We start from the raw sequence: 18,979 nt of genomic DNA, 5'->3' as shown, positions 1-18,979 counted from the left end.
AGCAGGGGTCAATCTGCCCCAATATCGATGGTTTCGCCCTCTACTGCAAGATAGCTGTTGTAAAATACCTCCCGGGCCTCCAGCAGCAGGGGGGTAAGCTCTTTGTAGCGAACCGAGTAGTGCCCCAGCAGCAGCATATGGGCATTGGCGGCCTGAGCGATCAGGCCTGCCTGGCGTGCCGTAGAATGAAAGGTTTCGGCCGCCCGGCTCTCAAACTCGCTGGTAAAGGTGGCCTCGTGATAAAGCACATCCACATTCTGCAGCAGGGGTACCAGTGCAGGCTCGTAGCGGGTATCGGAGCAGTAGGCATAGGAGCGGGAGCGGCGTGGGGGCAGGGTATAGTCCAGGCTGCGGTATTTGAGCTCCCCCTCTGGGGTGTAAATGTCCTGTCCGCTTTTCAGGCGGGCAATCTCATCGCCCGTCATCCCGGGCTGCATTTTGGCACGGTTAAAGCGGCGGCTCTTGGGCTTTTCCCGGAAGAGAAAGCCGGTGCAAGGAATGCGGTGCACCAGGGGCAGGCTTTCTACCGTAAGCAGCTTGCTTTCAAAAAGAAGGCCGGGAGCGCTCTGCTCCACGGCCGTAAAGTGCAGTTTGTATTGAAGAATGGTGCCGCTGTACTTCATCTGCAGGCTGAGGATCTCATCCAGGCCTGCCGGTCCATACACGTGCAGATCTTCCTGGCGGCCCTGCAGGTTCATGGTCAGCAGCAGGCCCATCAGCCCGAGGTAATGATCGCCGTGCAGGTGGCTTATGAAGATGTGGTTGATACGATGAAAGCGTATGCGGTAGCGGATCAGCTGCAGCTGGGTACCTTCCCCACAGTCTATAAGGTAGTACTCATTGTCGGCGATGAGCAGTTGTGAGGTCTGGTTCCTGTTATGGGCAGGGGTGGCGGAGTTAGACCCCAGTATTTTTACCTGAAAGGCCAATTAGTTCAGATTATCTCCGCTGTTGAGGTCGTTTTCGATCTCGTTCATAAACACCGCATCAATTGCTTCTTCCCGGGAGGGGAGTATGCTCAGCACATTGTCCAGCTGGGAGATCTTGATCAGTTTCTGCACATGCTCGGTAGGGGAGGCAATCACAAAGATACCGCCGTCTTCAGTCAGGATGCGGTTGCCAACCAGCAGTGAGCTAAGCCCGCTGGAGTCAATGTACTTCACCTCCGACACATCCAGCACAATATTTTTGACACCCTCTGCGTGCAGGGTGATCAATTCCGACTTGAGTTTGGGCGCCAATGTAGTGTCCAGTTTTTCTTCATGCAAAATAACTAGGCTGTAGCGCTCCTGCTTGTCAATAGAGTATTTCATTCTCCAAAAAAAGTTTATCGCAAAGTTAGTAAAAAGTAACAATTATTGTGGGATTATGTTTTGGCGGATGGCAGCGTCCAGCTGCGCCTCCAGGGAGTCTTCTCCGCCGGGCTTTGTAAAAGGTAAACCGGTTATCTTTTCATAAAGTTCGAGGTAACGGGCAGATATATGCTGCACTAGCTCGTCGGTCATCTCGGGGATCTGCTGCCCTTCTTTACCCTGAAACCCTTCGCTGATCAGCCACTGCCGCACAAACTCTTTGCTGAGCTGCCGCTGGGGCTCTTTCTTGCGCTGACGTTCCCCATACCCTTCGCTATAAAAATACCGGCTGCTGTCTGGGGTATGCACTTCATCAATGAGCAGAATTGTACCCTCTTCTGTACGGCCAAATTCATATTTTGTGTCAACCAGGATCAACTCTTTTTTTGCGGCCATCTCGGTGCCGCGGCTAAAGAGCTGAAGGGCATACTGTTCCAGTTGCCGGTACTCGGCTTCCGGCACCAGCCCCCGGCCTATGATCTCCTCCCGGCTGATGTCCTCGTCATGCCCCTCATGCGCTTTGGTAGTGGGGGTGATGATGGGCTGGGGCAGCTTGTCATTCTCCTGCAGGCCCTCTGGCAGGGCTACACCACACAGCATGCGGTGTCCTTCCCGGTACTGGCGCCAGGCATGCCCGGCCAGGTAGCCGCGCACCACCATCTCTACCGGGTAGGGCTGGCAGCGCCGGCCAATGCTGAGCATAGGGTGGGGGGTGCTTTGCAGCCAGTTGGGCACCAGATCGGCCGTGGCCCGCAGAAAATGTGCGGCAATGCTGTTGAGCACCGCCCCCTTGTAGGGAATGGCACGCGGCAGCACCACATCAAAGGCTGAGATGCGGTCGGTGGTAATTACGGCCATCTGCTGGCCAAAGGAGTACACATCCCGTACCTTGCCCCGGTAAAAGCCCGTCTGTGCGGGAAACGTAAAGTTGGTTTCTTTTAAGGCCTGCATGCGGGCAAAGGTATTTATTAATGCGCTAATGTGCTAATGCTGCAGCGGGCTAATTCAACGGGAGACCTGCGGGCAAGCGGGGCGGGCCTGTACGATTGCCGCTCCCCATTTGCCCCCTATGCGCTAAACCCTTACCTTAGGCACCTGACACACTTTTTTTAAGATGACCCCTCCCTGGTATACCCTGGCAAATGTGGCCGAGCTGGACTCCCCCTCATTGTTACTCTACAAAGACCGTATTCAGCACAACATCGGGCAAATGATTGCCCTTGCCGGCAGCTGTGACCGGCTGATGGTGCATGTAAAGACCACCAAGATGCCCGAAGTGGTGAAAATGTTACTGGCTGCCGGCATCAGCCGCTTTAAGTGTGCCACCATTGCCGAAGCCGAAATGGTTTGCCAGGCAGGAGGCAACTACCTGGTGCTGGCCCATCAGTTGGTAGGGCCCAAGGTGGACCGCTTTATCCGGCTGCGGCAGCGCTATCCGCAGGTGTTTATGGCCTCCCTGCTGGATTGCCGCTCCGCCGCCGATGCCCACCAGCAGGCCTTTGCCCGGGCCGGCCTGGTGGGCCATGTGCTGCTGGATGTGAATAATGGCATGAACCGCTCGGGCCACCCCCTGGATGGGGACATCTTTCCCCTGTACCAGTACCTGCATCAGCAGCCCAACCTGCACTGCCACGGCCTGCATGTATACGATGGCCACTGGCGCACCCCCGATTTTGAGGCACGCAAAAAGAGCATCGAGCAGGACTTTAAGAGGGTGGAAATGCTTATGGAACAGATTGCTGCAGCCGGCCTGCCCAGCCCTATGCTGATAGCGGGCGGAACCCCCGCCTTTACCACCCACCGGCTGCGGGAAGATACGTTCTGCAGCCCTGGTACCTGTGTGCTCTGGGATTGGGGCTATGGCGATGCCCTCAGGGAGCAGCCCTTTCAGTACGCCGCCCTGCTGCTGACCCGCATTATCTCCAAACCGGCCCCTGGTATCGTTACAATCGACCTTGGCCACAAGGGAGTGGCCGCCGAAAACCCCATTGACAAGCGGGTGCGCTTTCTGAACCTGCAGGACTGGGAGTTGCTGAGCCAGAGCGAAGAGCATGGGGTGCTGCGGGTGCAGGGCTGGGATGCGCTTCAGGTAGGGGATGTGCTCTATGGGGTGCCCTACCATATCTGCCCAACGGTGAACCTGTATGATGAGGCCTATGTGGTGGAAGAGGGGAAGGCCACAGCCCGATGGGAGGTGCTGGCCCGCCGGCGGCGCCTGGAGGTCTAATAAATTAATGGTGGAACGCAGAGCAAGCAGTTGCCGTTAGAGAATATGCAGCAGCAGCTGTCACAAATGGGGCGCTAAACTGTCTTATAAGTAGTTTATACTCGTAAATTTTCCTGAACGTGGGGGGGCAGAAGGCCGGACTAGTCTGGCTGAATCTTCCTGAGCAGCCCACAATTTCATATCCATGTCAACAAACGTAAAATTCAATTCCAGCCATTCGGGTTTTTTTCGCACCCTGCGCACCCGTACCGATGCCTACTTTAAGGATAACCAGATCAGCCCCACCGGCAATGCCGAGCTTTATTCCAAGACCATTATTCTGTTTTGTGTTTTTCTGGTCTGCTACACCATTCTGGTGTTTTTTACCCCTGCCTCGGTGCTGGTGAGCCTGAGCCTGTGCATGCTGCTGGGCTTTTGCCTGGCGGTCATGGGCTTTAATATCATGCACGATGGCGCCCATGGCAGCTACTCCCGCTCCAAGCGGGTGAATGAGCTTATGGCGCTTACCCTTAATTTTATGGGGGGCAACTCCTTTCTCTGGAAGCAGAAGCACAATGTAAACCACCATACCTACACCAATGTAGAGGGCATCGACGACGATATCGACGTTAAGCCCTTTATGCGCATGCACCCTGAGCAGAAAAAGCTGTGGGTACACCGCTTTCAGCACATCTACGCCCTGCTGCTGTATGGCCTTACCTACCTGTCCTGGATCTTTATCGTAGATTTTCAGAAATACTTTACCGGCAAGACCACCGAAAGCACCCCTCTGCCCAAAATGGACATGAAGGAGCATTTTACCTTCTGGCTTTCCAAGCTGATCCACTATACCGTTTTCCTGTTCATCCCCTTCTTCATGGTAGGGGTGCTGGCCACCATTGCCGGCTATCTGGTGATGGCGCTGGTAACAGGCCTGGTCATAGCCGTAACCTTTCAGCTGGCCCATGTGGTGGAAGAAACCCAGTTTGTGGCACCCCCTGAAGGTGAAACCCTGCAGCTGGAAAACAACTGGGCCATTCACCAGCTCAATAGCACGGCTAATTTTGGCACTGGCAGCCGGGCGCTCAACTGGGTGCTGGGCGGCCTCAATTTTCAGGTAGAGCATCACCTTTTTCCCCGCATCAGCCATGTACACTATCCGCAGATCAACAAGATTGTGCGGGCCACCTGCGCCGAGTATGGGGTGGTGTACCACGAGTTTCCCAGCATGTTCAGCGCGCTGCGCTCCCACCTGCTGCACCTCAAAAAGGTTGGCCTGGCCTAAGCGGCCTCTGCTGCCGGCCGCTTTGGGCAGGATGGGTGCCCCTGGTTTAGTCTGAGAAGCTATACTGCAGGTGCAGCTGCAGGCTATAAGGCAGGTTGTAGCTATAGTGGCCAGCTTCGCAATAGTAGTGGCCCTCCAGGCTATACGTGTCCGGAAATCCCTTGCCCCGGCTATAGGGAAAGAAATGGAAGCTGGTAATCAACTGATCCTCTTCCTGCAGGCCCTCATCCCGGTCGTACAGGCGCAGTTCATACCCATCGTGGGGGAGGAGCAGCTGCCAGTTTTCCAGGTTAACGATCAGGGGGGCGGCATCATAGTTCTCTACGGCCAGGGGGCGGTTGTGGGCCAGCAGCACCTGGTTGTGGTAAAGGGCCATGTACAGGTCGGCATCGCGGTAGAGGGGCTCATCGTCGGCATCGTAATTGGTGCAGGCGCCGGTGGGGTACCCCTGTATTGCTATGTGGGTAAGCTGTACACTGACCGGCAGCTTTTCCTGATCGCAATGGGTGCCCTCATAGCCAGGCTGGCAGCTGCAGGCGCCCTGCTGCATCGTACCATTCTGGCAGCTGAGCTGATCGTCTGCACAGGTCTCTTTCTGGCAGGAAATAAACAGCAGCATGGCCGCTGCCAGGGGAGCAAGAAGCGTTTTCATGGGCAGTAAAATGGAGAGAGGTGCCGGGAGGGATAGGAGCAGCGCTTCTGCTCCCTATCCAAAACCTGCGGCAAGCTGCGCATAAAAAAGCGTATATACGAAGGGAGTATATACGCCAGGTAATTTGGGGGGATGAGCGGTTATTTTTAGTTTTCCTTCACCAGCTCGCCATTTAGGTACTCAGCCTTTTTGATCGGCTTGCCCTTTTGGTCATAGAAGGTCCACTTGCCGATGCGCAAATCGCCCTTTAGCTGCCCCTCGGCCACTAAAACACCGGTTTCGCTCCACTCCTTGAAGGCGCCAAAACGCTTGCCGCTCTTGTAGGTATACAGTTTTTTTTGCTGGCCGCTGGGGTAGTATTCTTTCTCTTCGCCCTGGGGCTGCCCGTTTTGGTACAAAAGGGTGCTTTGGATCTTGCCATTGGGGTGGTAGGTGGTGAGCTGGCCGTTTAGCTTACCGGCTACATAAGGCTCTTCTTTGGTAAGGGTGCCCTGTTCATCATAATAGGTCCAGGTACCGCTGGGCTGCTCACCCACATAGCTTTTCAGGGCTTTGCGCTTGCTGCTGGGCCAGAATATTTCTTCCTGCAGCTTGCCGTCTTTGGTAAGCTGCTGTTTGCTCTCCACAATGCTGTCGGGGTAAAAGGTCCAGTTGGTACCGGTCTTTTTCCCTTTTTCATACTGGAAGATGTGGCGGATCTGCCCATTGTCGTACCAGCTGCGGTTGCGGCCGTGCAACAGCCCCTCCAGGTACTGGCCTTCTACCAGCAACTGGCCCTCGGGCGAGTATTGCTTAAAGCTGCCCATGCGCTTGCCCCCTTCGTTGGTGCTTTCGGTATCCAGCTGGCCATTGGTGTGGTAGGTGCGAAAGTAGCCATGTTGCTGTCCGTTGCGGTAGAGGGCTTCTGAGCGCAGAGTGCCATTGGGATAATAGCTTTTGCTTACGCCATTGGGCTGCCCCCCTTTATACTGGATCTCTTCCTTAAGCGTTCCGCTTTCGTAGTATTCCTGCACCAGCCCATCGGGCTTGCCGCGTTTAAACTCGGTCTTGCTGTGAATGCCGCCCCCGGGATAGTACTGGGTCAGCTCGCCCTCCAGCGTATCGCGCCGGTACTGGGCCCGCTGCATCACCTTGCCCTGTGGATCATAGATAATGAGCTCGCCATGGCGCAGGCCCCCTTCAAAGGGAATGGCCCGCTGCAGGCTGCCATCGGGATAGTACTGTTCAAATATGCCTATTTTCTGTCCTTCCTTAAATTCCCCTTTGGTGGCCAGCGAGCCATCGGTATGGAATCCACGAAAAGGGCCGTGGATGCGGGTGCTGTCGCCCCCTTTGATAAAGTAGACCGATTTGATGAGGGTGCGGGCAGAATCATGGTAGGTCATGATGCGCTCCTGGGCAACGGCAGTCCCAAAGAAGGCAGTACCTGCCAGCAGTGCCAGCAGCAGAACAAGGTGTTTCATGCAGTAGATCAGCTTTAGGAACGTATAACGCCCGAACCTACAAAATTGTGCCTCAAGTCCTGTTAAGGGGCTTAGTTTTTATGCTCCGCCTTAGCGTTGCAGGTTGATGCGGCGGGCAGCTTCCCGGTTTTGGGTGCAGAGGTAGAGGCCGTTTTTTGCATCGTAGACCAGCACATCCCACATCAGGGGAATGGTGCTGACGCCAGAGGTACTGATCAGCCCTTTTTTACCCCCGCGGCTTACCAGCAGGTAGCCGTTCTGCAGGTCCTGTATGGCATCGTACTTGGGGCTCACAATGCGGTTGCCCTTCGCATCGGCCAGGCCCAGCAGCGGGCCCTGCTGCAGCAGCAGGCGTCCGTTGCTCAGGCGGCTGATCTTGTCATATTCCAGGGGCAGAATGCGCTGGCCGCTGGTGGTAATGACCCCCTGCTTGCCCCCCAGCGATACAATGGCGGCCCCCTCCTGAAAGGGAGAGGCAGCATCGTAGAGAGGTTGCACCCGCAGGCGCTCGATCTTATCTACATAGCCCCACTTTCCGCGGATGGCTACGGCAGCCATGCTTTCGGAAAAGTAGGTAACGGTATCGTATCGGTTGGCGATGCGCAGCTTGCCATTGGTATCTACAAAGCCCTGCTGGCGGCCTATCTGGGCGCCCATAAAACCTTCGTGAATCGCATAGAGACGCTCCCAGGTAGTGGGCCCTGCCGCAATAAAGCGACGCCCGTCCCGGCTCAGAATTCCTTTTTCCCTTCTTTAACGGCAAAAAACATGGTGGCTTCCTGCACATCCGAGATCCAGTCGTATTCGGTAGGGGTGAGGCGCTTGCCGTTCAGGTCCAGCAGGCCCCACTGGCGGGAAGGGTTGATCTCGGCAATGCCGCCCAAAATGGGCTTGAGCACATAGGGGGTGCTGTACAGTACCTCACCCTTTTCGTTCAGTAGCTGGTATTCCTGCTTCAGGCGGGCTACAAAGCGATAGGGGTCTATAATGGTGATATGCTCGGCAAAGGGGCGGATCTGCCAGAGGCCTTCTTTGTTGATGACCCCTTCCAGGCCATTGTAGCGCACGCGGGCCAGCTCGCCGGTGAAGGCAAAGGTGGTATCGTAGCGGCAAAGCAGCGTTTCCTGACCGCTGGCATCTATATAGCCCCAGCGGCCCTCGCGTTTGGCGGGCAGCAGGCCCTCGGCCAGGGGTATAATGTTCTGATAGGTGTGGCGGCTGAGCTTGTTGCCCTTCAGATCAAAGAGGTGCCAGTACCAGTTGCCGCCTATGCGCATGCCGGCCACTACCGTGCCCTGCGCTACGCCCAGGGAGTCCCATTCGGCAGGTAGTACGTAATTTCCCTTCAGGTCCAGCAGGCCAAAGCGCCCCTTTTCTTCAACCCGGGCCACGCCCTCCTGGTAGGCATCCAGCTTCATGGCCCGGTAGGGGATGAGCATGCTGCCGCTGGCATCGGTAAGGGCGGTCATGGTAGTGGGGCGGCCTACCGAATCATAAAAGCGGGTGGTAGCTGCCCAGCGGTCTTCTCCCAGGGGGCGGATGCTGTCGTACTGCAGGGTATAGAGCAGTTTGTTGTTGCCATCGGTAATGGCCCATTTACGCAGGGGCAGGGCATCTACCGTCTGGTCGCTGTGAATGATCACATCCTGGTACTGGGCCTCCAGGCGAATGGTGCCGTCGGTATCCAGCACACCGGCCCGTCCATTTTGATAAAAGCGGGCCAGTTTGCCAAAAAAGGCGGTGATCTCATCAAAGGCAAAGGGGGTCTTGGCCTCGCCAAACTCGTTGAAGAGGGCTACCTTTTTCTGATGGTCGGTTACCGCATAGCGGCTGGGAGAGATGGGGCTTACCCGGGCAAAGCGAATGGGGATCAGTTCCTTGCCTTTGGCATTGATAAGGCCGGCCTGTTGCTTGCTGCCGGCTTGCCGCATGTACGCAATGTAGTGCTCGTTGTGGCGGGTATACTGCAGACTGTCGTAGCGGGGGGGAAGCACTTGTTTGCCCCGTTCATTGACCAGGCCAAATTTGTTGCCTTCTTTTTTAATGACCAGCGGCCCCGCCGAGGGAACGGGTGAATTGGTGGCATAAGCGGAGGTGCCTGCCGCAGGGTCGCCTGCCGCAGGGGTGCCTGCCACAGGGGCGCCTGCCGCAGGGGCGCCTGCGGCAGCCAGCAGCAGGCACATAAATGCAAGAGTACGTACAACTAAATGGGGCATACCGTTCCTTAAGGGTATTGCTGACGAGAGAGTTCCGGTTGCCGGGAAAAAGCTTAGTCCTTGTGCGGCTGGGTGCTGGCCTCCAGGTTAAAGAGGTCGTTGAGCACATCAATGAGGGTTTCGGCTTCGCCGCGCTTGCAGGCGGCTTTGAGTTGAAGCACGGGCAGTTTAATGATCTTCTGCATCATGCTTTTGGTGATCCGGTCTACCAGTTGGGCTTCCTGCTCGCTGCAGGTTTTCAGGTAACGGGTAATTTCTTCCTGGCGTATTTGCTCCAGGGCATTTTTTAGTTTCTGGATGGTAGGGGATACCATCATATCGCGTGTCCAGTCAAAAAACTCAACAATCGCTTCTTCGGCCAGCAGTTCTACCTGCGGAATAGCCTCTTTGCGACGCTCCAGGGCGGCAGAGGCCAGGTTGTTGATGTTATCGACATTATAGAGCAGTACGCCGGGCAGCTCCTCTACGTGGGCATCAATGCTGCGGGGTACCGATAGGTCTACATAGATCTGATAGCCCAGGCGGGGACTTTGCTCCAGGGCCGCGCGGGTAATGAAGGGCTGCTCCATGGCCACGGATGAGATCACCACGTTGGCATCACAAATGGCGGCCTGTACCTCTTCAAAGGGAATCACACGGGCGCCACACTCGGCAGCCATGGCCTCGGCTTTGGCCAGGGTACGGTTGCTGATGGTGAGGTGCAGGTGGGGTTGCTTGCTCAGGTGACGGCACACATCGGCGCCAATCTCACCCAGGCCTACCAGCAGCACCTGCGGATTGAGCAGGTTGGCGGTAAGCTCTTCTACCAGCTCGGCCGCGGCATAGGATACTGAGGCGGCACCATCGCGGAAGCTGGTTTGCTGTACTACCTTTTTGTTGGTAAAGAAGATGGCATGCAGCAGGCGGTGCAGAAAAGGACCGGCCATGTTGGCATCGGCGGTCCACTGATAGGCCCGCTTGATCTGGTGGCTGATCTGCAGGTCGCCCACCACCTGTGACTCCAGGCCCAGGGCTACCCGGAACAGCTGGCGAACAGCGGCTTCGGTCTCGGTAAACGACTCAAAGTAATGCTGAATGGTTTCAGTGCGCAAAATGCCCTTCTGAACCCCAATCAGGCCTATCAGCTCCCGGCTCAGGTCCTGCTCGGCAGCATAGTAGATTTCGGTGCGGTTGCAGGTGCTGATGACCAGCGCTTCGGCAAGGCCCAGCACATCGCGCAGGTGCTGTAAAAGCGCCTGGCAATTCTCTTCTGAAAGTGAAACCAGCTCCCTGATTTCCAGGGGAGCCTTTTTAAATGAGAGACTTAGTGCTTTAAATCCGATTTGCATCATTTTCAGTTACCAGCTGCAAAATTAACTCAGAAAGCGAAGAAATTAAATGACCTAGATCAGTATCTCCTTATTTAGAACAGGTTTAAATAATGAGCTTTGTCATCTCCGCCAGGCTAACAAGCAAAGGGGTATTCCCGGTTCGGCTATAGTAAAAAATCAGGCAGGTGCCTGCAGTGCATAATCTACAGGGAAGATACGGCTTTTATTGAATTTTAACAGGCCCTTTTGTGCTATTGTTCAGCCATTCTCGGCCCGCTGTGCAGAAGATTAGGGCAGAAAGCTTTGATATATGGGCATGAAGCCTTTATTTTCGGCCTTTCTGTAGCCGCCGGCCTTTCGGCGCACAGTGGCTTTCTACAAATTTCTGCGCAAATTCAAGCTGCATGAGCACAAACAAAGAATCGTGGGGTACCCGGGTGGGGCTTATTCTGGCCATGGCCGGTAATGCTGTTGGTCTGGGTAACTTTTTGAGATTTCCGGTACAGGCAGTACAAAATGGCGGGGGCGCTTTTATCATCCCCTACCTGGTGTGCTTTCTTTTAATGGGCATTCCCCTGTTGTGGATCGAGTGGACCATGGGCCGGTATGGCGGCCGTTTCAATAACCACTCTACCCCCTTTATTCTGGATAACATGACCCGCCTGCGGTTCTGGAAGTACTTTGGGGTGTTTGGCATTTTCACCAACATTGCCGTAGCGGCCTACTACTGCTACATTGAGTCCTGGACCCTCTCCTATGTATACCACTCGCTGGCCCAGACTTTCTCAGGCCTTAGCCAGAGCCAGGTGGCCCAGTTTTTCGGCGATTATGTCAACATTGGCTTTAGCACCACCGGCATCCCCTATGAGGCGGTGGTATTCTATATTCTGTGTCTGCTGCTGAATACCTACATTCTCTCCCGAGGCCTGCAGGGCGGGGTAGAGAAGGTGGCCAAAATTGGCGTTCCCATGCTCCTGCTATTCGGAGCGTTCCTGGCGTTCCGGGGCTTTACCCTGGGGGCCAGCGGCGCACCCGAAGGCTGTGAGGACTGCGATTCGGCCCTGGGCCTGAACTTTCTGTGGGAGCCGCAGTTCACTTCCCTTACCGATCCGAAGGTATGGCTGGCCGCTGCCGGACAAATCTTCTTTACTCTTTCGGTGGGCATGGGTACCATTCACTGCTATGCCTCCTACGTACGGCCCAAGGATGATATTGCCCTCAATGCCATGAGCGCCGGCTGGATGAACGGCTTTGTGGAAGTAGTGCTGGGTGCTTCCATCGTTATTCCCATTGCAGTTGGTTATCTGGGCCTGGACTGGGTAAAAGAAAATGCCGGTTTTGCCATGGCCTTCCAGACCATGCCCTACCTCTTTGACCAGTGGGGGCCGCTGCTGTCTACCCTGGCGGGTCTGTTCTGGTTTGGCCTGCTCTTCTTTGCGGGCATTACTTCTTCGCTGGCCATGGGTACCCCCTGGATGGGCTTTATGGAGGATGAATTTAACTGGGGACGCAACAAGGCGGCCTGGTCCTTTGGTGGGCTGGTACTGCTCATGGGCCTGCCCACCGTCTTTTTCTTTAACCAGGGTGTGTTTGATGAGTATGATTACTGGGCCGGTACCGTATCGCTGGTGATCTTTGCCCTGGCCGAAAGCATTATCTTCAGCTGGCGTTTTGGCATCGACAAGGCCTGGAACGAGCTTACCAGCGGGGCCGACATCAAGGTACCCCTCTTCTTCAAGCCCATTATTAAATACGTTACCCCCCTGATCATCCTGGTGGTGTTTCTGGGAGCGCTGATCACCCCCAAGAATAACGACTGGTCGGCGGCCCTGGCCGGCAACTGGGAGCTGGATGCCAGCAGCATCATTGGCAAGATCCAGAACAAGGGGGTAGAGGTAAACCGGGAGTATTTTGCTGACGAGTACCAGTCTGAAGTAGCCGGTGAAGTAGGTCCCCTGCGCACCGATGATCGGGGCCGGCAGGTGGTGGATATCCTGAAACGGGAGCAATACTACCGCAACGATGCCGGAGAAGCCCTGCCACTCTCCATCACCGAAAGCCGCCTGGGCGATGTTACCACCTTTGACTCGCTAATGGTGGTAAAAACCTACCAGTTTGGCGATGATAAGCAACTGCTGGTAGCCCAGGGTGCCACGGTAGAAAAAGGAACGGCCCTGGCCAGCGGCGATTTTATCAACAATATCTTTTATATTGATATGTCGCGCATCCTGCTGATCCTGTTATTCGTTTTTGTAAGTTTATTGGTAAACAAAGCTACGCGCATGCGCAGATTAACCGGGAGGATCTAAGGTATGACTACAAGTGCACTAATCACCATGATTGTGGTTCAGCTATCGGTAACCATTATCACAGGCTACTTTTTCCTGAAAGTGCTGCGGGCGCCCAAGCGGCCAGAGCCCGATAGCTTTTCTGAAAATGATGATGAGATATAGATGAGATATACCCAAAAGGCGGCGTAGTGTCGCCTTTTTCTATTTTTCAACTCCCCTATGAGGCACGGCATTGAGCGCTTTGTCCGCAATTTTTTTGGATTTAGCCGTATGGAGGCCCGCAGTTTTATTGTAGTGGCCGCTGGCGTAGTGTTGCTCATGCTGGCGCTGCTGGTGTACCGCCTGCTGCCGGCCAGTCCCTACCAGCCCCAGGCCGATCAGCAGCAGCTCGATAGCCTCATGGCCCTGCTGGACGCACAAAAGAGTATAGAGGTGCCACCGGCGGCGGCCCTGGCCCAGCCCGATCTGGGCGAAGCGGAGCACCAGCGCTTTGTTTTTGATCCCAACCGGGTTTCGCTTGATTCGCTGCTGGCGCTGGGGGTTCCCCAGCCGCTGGCCCAGCGCCTGCTCAACTACCGCAGCAAGGGGGGCGTTTTCCGCAAGAAGGAAGACCTGCGCAAGCTCTATGGCCTGCCCGAAGCACTCTACCTGCAGCTGGAGCCCTACATTCAGATTCCCCCGCCGGCTCCCCGCCAGGCTACCTATACCACCGCCAGGGAAGGGGAGCGTACCCGGCCCGAACCAAGGCCCGCCTGGCCGGAGCGCAAAGAGGTGGCCCCCTTTAACCTCAATGAGGCCGACAGCCTGCAGCTGCAGGCCATCCGGGGCATAGGCCCGGTGCTCAGTGCCCGCATCATTAAGTTTCGGGAGGCCCTGGGCGGATTTGTAGCGGCCGAGCAGGTACGCGATGTCTACGGCATTCCGCCAGAAGTGGCAGATGCCCTGCTGGAAAAAGCTTATCTGCCTCCTTCGCCTCAGCTCCGGCTGCTGGCCATTAACCAGGCCGATGAATCCCAGCTGGCCAGCCATCCGTATATCAGCCGCAGGCAGGCCGGCTGGATTGTGGCCTATCGCCGGCAGCATGGGCCCTATCAGCAGGCAGAAGACCTGCTGATGATCCACCAGCTGGATGCGGAATTTATCCGGAAAATTGCCCCGTACCTTACGTTCACTACCCCCTGAGCAGAAAAGTAGGGCGTATGTTTTCGGTAATTGTTATCTTTAGCGCTGCCTGTGTCCCTTCCTTAACCGGTTATATTCTTCTATGCAAACGCTGCTGAAGCTTTACCTGCGTCGCCTGACCAACCTTACGGGGAGCAACCGCTCCCTGCTGCTGCGCAGGCTGGTGGCCGGGCATTTCCTGGATCTGTGGGATGCCAACTATCTCTACCCCAATACCTCCGCTTTTGGGGTGATTGAGGGGCTGATAGCCCGCAGACAGGCCCCCTTATCGCCCCTGGCCGATCCGCGCGATGAAAGTGTAAACACCATCAGCCGCCGCATCCGCCAGCTGCAGCGCACCACCCGCTTTATAGTGGAGGAGCGAGGCGCCCAGGATCTTTATATAGGCTGGCCGTTTATCATGGGCAGCTTTTCCGATGGTACGCCCGTGCGCTGCCCGCTGCTCTTTTTTCCGGTTGATATTGTAGAAGAAGGGGCCGAGTGGCGGCTGGTGCAGCGGCCCGAGCTGCCTGTTACGCTTAATAAGAGCTTTTTGCTGGCTTATGCGCATTACAACCAGCACAAGATACCCGAAAAGCTCTTCGAGAAAAATTTCAGTGAATGGGATGCCGACAGCCGCCTGTTTCGCACCAAGCTCTACAAGCTCTTTAAAGAACCGCCCCTGGCCCTGCAGTTTACCGAAACCTTCTTTGCCGATCAGCTGCAGCCCTTCGAGAACCTCTCGGCCGCAGCCCTGCAGGCTGCCATCAAGCCCGGGGAGCTGCAGGTGCAGCAGCAGGCTGTGCTGGGCATCTTTCCGCAGGCGGGCTCCTACATTGTGCCCGACTATAATTTCCTGATCGATCAGCAGCCCTTTGATAGCCTGGAAGACCTCATGCAGCAGCGCATGCAGGCCCAGCTGCCCAACCCTACCGAGGCGCTGCACCCCATGGTGGCCCTGGGCCGGCAGGTTAAGGAAGAAAGCCTCAATACGCCCTTTGAAATGGATGCCAGCCAGGAAACCGCCATAAGGGCTGTAAAGGCTGGTGCGTCGCTGGTGGTGCAGGGCCCTCCCGGCACAGGCAAGAGCCAGCTCATTGCCAACCTTATTGCCGATTTTATTGCCAAAGGCAAACGGGTGCTGCTGGTCTCACAAAAAAAGGCCGCCCTTGATGTGGTGCATCAGCGCCTGGAGAGCAAGGGGGTAACCGATTTTGTGGCCCTGGTGCATGACTTTCGCTGGGACCGCAAAAAGATCTATGAGCAGCTCAGCAGCCAGATAGACCGGGTAGGGGAGTACCGCAACAACAATTACGGCCTGGACACCATTCAGCTGGAGCGCCGCTTTCAGCAGCTCAGCCGCCGGGCCGAGCAGATCAAAGACGAGCTGGCCGCTTTTAAAGAAGCCCTTTTTGATGATAGCGAATGCGGCGTATCGCCAAAGGAGCTCTACCTCACCACCGAAAAGGATGCCCCCTGGCTGGACCTGAAGCAGTCCTTCCGGTACTACCCCTTTAGCGAAGGCAGGGCCGATGATTTTGTGCGCCGCTTCCGCCAATACATGCACCTCTCGGCCCTCTTCCGGCGGGGCAATCACCCCTGGCTGGAGCGCAAGTCCTTTGCCGGCCTGGGCCCGGCCGATCAGCAGCAGATGCTCACCTACCTGCAGCAGATCCAGGCCTTTCGCCAGCAGCTCTCCCAGCAGCTGAGCAGCCACCTGCGCCATGATATTACCTACGAGACGGCCGAGTACCTGTTGCTGCGCGAGCCTGAAATGGAAAAGCTGCTGGAGATGCTCAGCAACCCGGCCGTGTATGCCAATGTGCAGCACATGCTGGGCATGCGGCGGGCCAGCATTGATGGCGCGTGGCTGCAGCAGCTGGAAAAACAGCTGATGGTTTGCTGGGAGGGCGACGGCCCCGAGCTTAGCCTGCCCACCGAAAAGCTCATTCCCTTTCAGGAAGTGCTGCTGGAGCGGCGGGAGGCGCAACGCAACCTGGTAAAATTTCTGCAGTGGAAGTACTTTACGCCCCAGAATGGCGAGATCATGGCCGTGATGCAGGCCAACGGCCTGAGCAATAGGAGTGAGGATGTGCAGCTGCTCATGCGCAAGCTGGACAATCGCCTGAACCTGGAGCATAACCTTAGCCAGCTGCGGGAGGCCGAGTGGCTGCAGGATATCCCCGCGCCCCGGCAAAAACTGGACTTTCAGCAGTGGTTCCGGCTGCAGCGCAAGTCGCTCAAAGCACTGGAGCAACTCTGGGGCATTCGCAACTTTGATCATTACTTCAACCTGCGCAAACTCACCTATGCCGAGCTCAAAGAAGGGGTGGAGGAAATGCTGAAGCTGCTGGGCAGCATTAAGCAAAAGCGGGAGGAATGGCAGCAGTACCTGAGCCCGGTGCAGATTGAAAAGCTGCTGGGCTCCGAAAGCAAGGCCCGCCAGATGATGGCCTCGCTGGAGGAAGATTTTGACCTCATCGCCGAATTTGACCGCCTGCGGGAGGCCCTGCCCGACCCGGAGCTGCAGCTGATGGAAAAAGTGGTGGTAGAATCCCCCCCCGGATCTGGGGAAGAGCAAATTGTAGCCTACTTTCTCAACAGCCTGCGCATGACCTGGATCAGCCACCTGGAGGCCAAATACCCCCAGCTGCGGGCGCCTTCTACCGGCCAGCTGCAGCAGCTGGAGCAGGAGTTACAGGCCTGTCTGCAGGAAAAGGCCCAGCTCAGCCAGGAGATCCTGCACATGCGCGTGCGGGAGCAAACCTACCAGCAGCTGGAGTACAACCGACTCAACAACCAGGTGACGTACCGCGATTTGCGCCACCAGGTAAGCAAAAAGCGCAAGATCTGGCCCATTCGCAAGCTGCTGGCCCAGCATGGCGATGAGGTGTTTCGCCTGCTGCCCTGCTGGATGGCCTCGCCCGAAGCTGTATCGGCCGTATTTCCCATGGAGCCGCTCTTTGATCTGGTGATCTTTGATGAGGCCTCGCAGTGTTTTGTGGAGAAGGGTCTGCCGGCCGTGTACCGCGGGCGTCAGGTGCTCATCAGTGGCGATAGCAAGCAGCTGCAGCCCAATGACCTGTACCAGGTGCGCTGGGAGGATGGGCAGGAAGAAGATCAGCCCGATACCGAAGTAGAATCCCTGCTGGACCTGGCCCAGCGCTACCTGCCCCAGGTGCAGCTGATGGGTCACTACCGCAGCCGTTCGCCCGAGCTTATTTACTTCTCCAACAAGCATTTTTACAAACATACGCTGGAGCTGGTGCCCGACCGCCGCCGCATGAATGCGGGCGAGCCGGCCATTCGCTTTTTTAAGACCGAAGGGGTATGGGAAGAGCAGCAGAACCGGCAGGAAGCCGCCGAGGTAGTAAAGCTGGTGCTGGGCCTGATCAGCAACGAGAAGCAGAAAGAATCCCTTTCCGGCGATGGGGTGCCCTGGTACGAGCCGCAGACCATTGGCGTGGTTACCTTTAATGCCCGCCAGCAGGGGCTCATCCAGGACATGCTGGAAGAAACGGCTGCCCGGCAGGGGGTGCGCCTGCCCGATAGCCTTTTTGTCAAGAACATTGAAAATGTGCAGGGCGATGAGCGGGACATCATTGTCTTTTCCGTAGGCTATGCGCCCGATGCCCGGGGGCGTATGCTCATGCAGTTTGGCAGCCTGAGCCAGGCCGGGGGCGAAAACCGCCTGAATGTGGCCGTAACCCGCGCCCGCGAAACCATTTATGTGGTGAGCAGCATCTGGCCCGAGCAGCTGGAGGTAGCCGATGCCAAACATGAGGGCCCCAAGCTCTTCAGGGAGTACCTGGCCTTTGCCAAACGGGTATCGGAGGGGGGCTTCTGGCCGCAACCCCGCCAGCTGCCCCGCCAGAAGCTGCAGTGGCTGCTTAAAGAGCGCATTGTGCAGACGCTGGATCATCCCGAGTACCAGGTAGGCGAGCGGCAGCCCTTTGCCGATCTTACGGCCATGCACCACCACAAGTACCTGGGCCTGCTGCTGACCGACGACCTGCACTACTACCATGCCCAGACCCTCAAGGAAAGCCATGTGTACCAGTACAAGCTGCTGGAAGGGGCCAACTGGCCCTGGCAACGCTTCTACAGCCGGGATTTCTGGCTGCACAGGCAAAAGTTTCTGGAAAAGGTCAGCCGCTTCTTAAACCACCTGGATGCTTAGCGCCAAGCTCATTGCCCTGATGCTGAGCTTCAGGGCCCTATTTCTGGGCTGCTGTCCGCCGGCCGATCGGCAGGCGCTGCCGGGCTACCAGCTTGAGCGCTATGCCCGCATGCCCCGGGAGCTTCGGGAGAGCTCCGGCCTGGCCCATGCCGGCGGTGGCGCTTTCTGGACGCTGGTCGATGGGGGTGGGGAGGCGGCTCTCTTCAAGATCGCCTCCAACGGACAGCTGCTGGAACGCCTGCCGCTGCCCCTGCACAACCAGGACTGGGAATCGCTCACCCGTAGCCCCGATGGCACTCTTTACATAGGTGATTTTGGCAATAATCTAAACCAGCGGCGCAACCTGCGTATTTTTAAAGTAGACCCCCTTAGCCAGCAGATCGATACCATCTCCTTTTACTGGGCCGACCAGCAGGCTTTTCCGCCCTCCAAAAAGGGCATGAACTACGATTGTGAAGCCTTTTTCTGGTACCAGGGGCGTCTGCACCTCTTTACCAAGGCCCGCGGCGATAAGCGGGTGCAGCACTACAGCCTGCCCGATACGGCCGGCAGCTATGCAGCCCAGCCCCTGGAGTCGGCCTATGTGAATGACCTGGTGACTGGGGCAGACATTAGTCCTGATGGCCGCACCCTGGCACTGCTTACCTATGGCAAGGTTTACCTCTTTGCGGTGCAGGGGCCTGAACACATGCTGCAGCAGCCTATCAGCTGCCTTCGCCTGCCCTGGACGGGCCAAGCGGAAGCCATTTTGTTCCTGAGCAATTCCTCCCTTTTGGTGGGAAATGAACTTGGAAGAATGCACTATCTGCAGCTGTAGAACAAATCCCCATGTAAGGAAAGTACTATTGTTGTCCGGTATATAT

General features: G+C 56.6%; 15 protein-coding genes. 7 read left to right on the top strand and 8 right to left on the bottom strand.

All coding sequences use genetic code 11. The features are described 5' to 3' along the window. Window positions 1–8: 8 nt before the first annotated feature. Genes ADICEAN_RS02740 through ADICEAN_RS02730 form a run of 3 tightly spaced genes read right to left on the bottom strand, consistent with a single transcriptional unit; the run spans window position 9 to window position 2,303 of the window. A complete protein-coding gene (locus tag ADICEAN_RS02740; protein WP_009193991.1) occupies window positions 9–929 on the bottom strand; it encodes a ribonuclease Z in 921 nt (306 codons plus the stop codon). Next, on the bottom strand, window positions 930–1,313 hold the full coding sequence (locus tag ADICEAN_RS02735; RefSeq protein WP_009193990.1) for an STAS domain-containing protein: 384 nt from the start codon (window positions 1,311–1,313) through the stop codon (window positions 930–932). Between the two features lie 42 nt (window positions 1,314–1,355). Then, window positions 1,356–2,303, bottom strand: coding sequence for a phosphoribosylaminoimidazolesuccinocarboxamide synthase (locus tag ADICEAN_RS02730; RefSeq protein ID WP_009193989.1), 948 nt, complete (start codon window positions 2,301–2,303; stop codon window positions 1,356–1,358). Window positions 2,304–2,466: 163 nt separating this feature from the next. Between ADICEAN_RS02730 and ADICEAN_RS02725 the strand changes: the two genes are divergently transcribed. Next, window positions 2,467–3,579, top strand: coding sequence for a D-TA family PLP-dependent enzyme (locus ADICEAN_RS02725; RefSeq protein ID WP_009193988.1), 1,113 nt, complete (start codon window positions 2,467–2,469; stop codon window positions 3,577–3,579). 184 nt (window positions 3,580–3,763) lie between these two features. Then, complete coding sequence (locus tag ADICEAN_RS02720; RefSeq protein ID WP_009193987.1) at window positions 3,764–4,843, top strand: fatty acid desaturase family protein; 1,080 nt, start codon at window positions 3,764–3,766, stop codon at window positions 4,841–4,843. Window positions 4,844–4,889: 46 nt separating this feature from the next. Here ADICEAN_RS02720 and ADICEAN_RS02715 read toward each other — a convergent pair whose 3' ends face one another. The 5 genes from ADICEAN_RS02715 to hemA form a co-directional block, all read right to left on the bottom strand. Then, window positions 4,890–5,495, bottom strand: coding sequence for a calcium-binding EGF-like domain-containing protein (locus ADICEAN_RS02715; protein ID WP_009193986.1), 606 nt, complete (start codon window positions 5,493–5,495; stop codon window positions 4,890–4,892). 146 nt (window positions 5,496–5,641) lie between these two features. Further along, the gene (locus tag ADICEAN_RS02710; RefSeq protein ID WP_009193985.1) at window positions 5,642–6,958 is read right to left on the bottom strand and encodes a toxin-antitoxin system YwqK family antitoxin; all 1,317 of its coding nucleotides are present in this window, start codon (window positions 6,956–6,958) and stop codon (window positions 5,642–5,644) included. Window positions 6,959–7,048: 90 nt separating this feature from the next. After that, entirely contained in the window at window positions 7,049–7,615 is a 567-nt protein-coding gene (locus ADICEAN_RS02705; protein WP_009193984.1) for a WG repeat-containing protein, read from the bottom strand. Window positions 7,616–7,689: 74 nt separating this feature from the next. Beyond that, window positions 7,690–9,141, bottom strand: coding sequence for a WG repeat-containing protein (locus ADICEAN_RS02700; protein ID WP_009193983.1), 1,452 nt, complete (start codon window positions 9,139–9,141; stop codon window positions 7,690–7,692). 86 nt (window positions 9,142–9,227) lie between these two features. Next, on the bottom strand, window positions 9,228–10,505 hold the full coding sequence (gene hemA, locus ADICEAN_RS02695) for a glutamyl-tRNA reductase (RefSeq protein WP_009193982.1): 1,278 nt from the start codon (window positions 10,503–10,505) through the stop codon (window positions 9,228–9,230). Between the two features lie 383 nt (window positions 10,506–10,888). Here hemA and ADICEAN_RS02690 point away from each other — a divergent pair, with 383 nt between their 5' ends. From ADICEAN_RS02690 to ADICEAN_RS02675, 5 genes are all read left to right on the top strand, one after another. Continuing rightward, window positions 10,889–12,793, top strand: coding sequence for a sodium-dependent transporter (locus ADICEAN_RS02690; protein ID WP_009193981.1), 1,905 nt, complete (start codon window positions 10,889–10,891; stop codon window positions 12,791–12,793). Window positions 12,794–12,796: 3 nt separating this feature from the next. Next, window positions 12,797–12,937, top strand: a complete 141-nt coding sequence (locus ADICEAN_RS22890; protein WP_162831702.1) for a hypothetical protein — start codon at window positions 12,797–12,799, stop codon at window positions 12,935–12,937. 57 nt (window positions 12,938–12,994) lie between these two features. Further along, a complete protein-coding gene (locus tag ADICEAN_RS02685; protein WP_009193979.1) occupies window positions 12,995–13,957 on the top strand; it encodes a ComEA family DNA-binding protein in 963 nt (320 codons plus the stop codon). A gap of 82 nt (window positions 13,958–14,039) precedes the next feature. Then, a complete protein-coding gene (locus ADICEAN_RS02680) occupies window positions 14,040–18,116 on the top strand; it encodes an AAA domain-containing protein (RefSeq protein WP_009193978.1) in 4,077 nt (1,358 codons plus the stop codon). Further along, a complete protein-coding gene (locus tag ADICEAN_RS02675; RefSeq protein ID WP_009193977.1) occupies window positions 18,109–18,933 on the top strand; it encodes an esterase-like activity of phytase family protein in 825 nt (274 codons plus the stop codon). The genes ADICEAN_RS02680 and ADICEAN_RS02675 overlap by 8 nt, the downstream gene beginning before the upstream one ends. The last annotated feature ends 46 nt before the right edge of the window (window positions 18,934–18,979 follow it).

This window comes from Cesiribacter andamanensis AMV16 (genome assembly GCF_000348925.1).
GTDB classification, from domain to species: Bacteria; Bacteroidota; Bacteroidia; order Cytophagales; family Cyclobacteriaceae; genus Cesiribacter; species Cesiribacter andamanensis.
The sequence above is the reverse complement of the archived record's forward strand: the minus strand, read 5'-3'. Positions and strand labels throughout refer to the sequence as shown.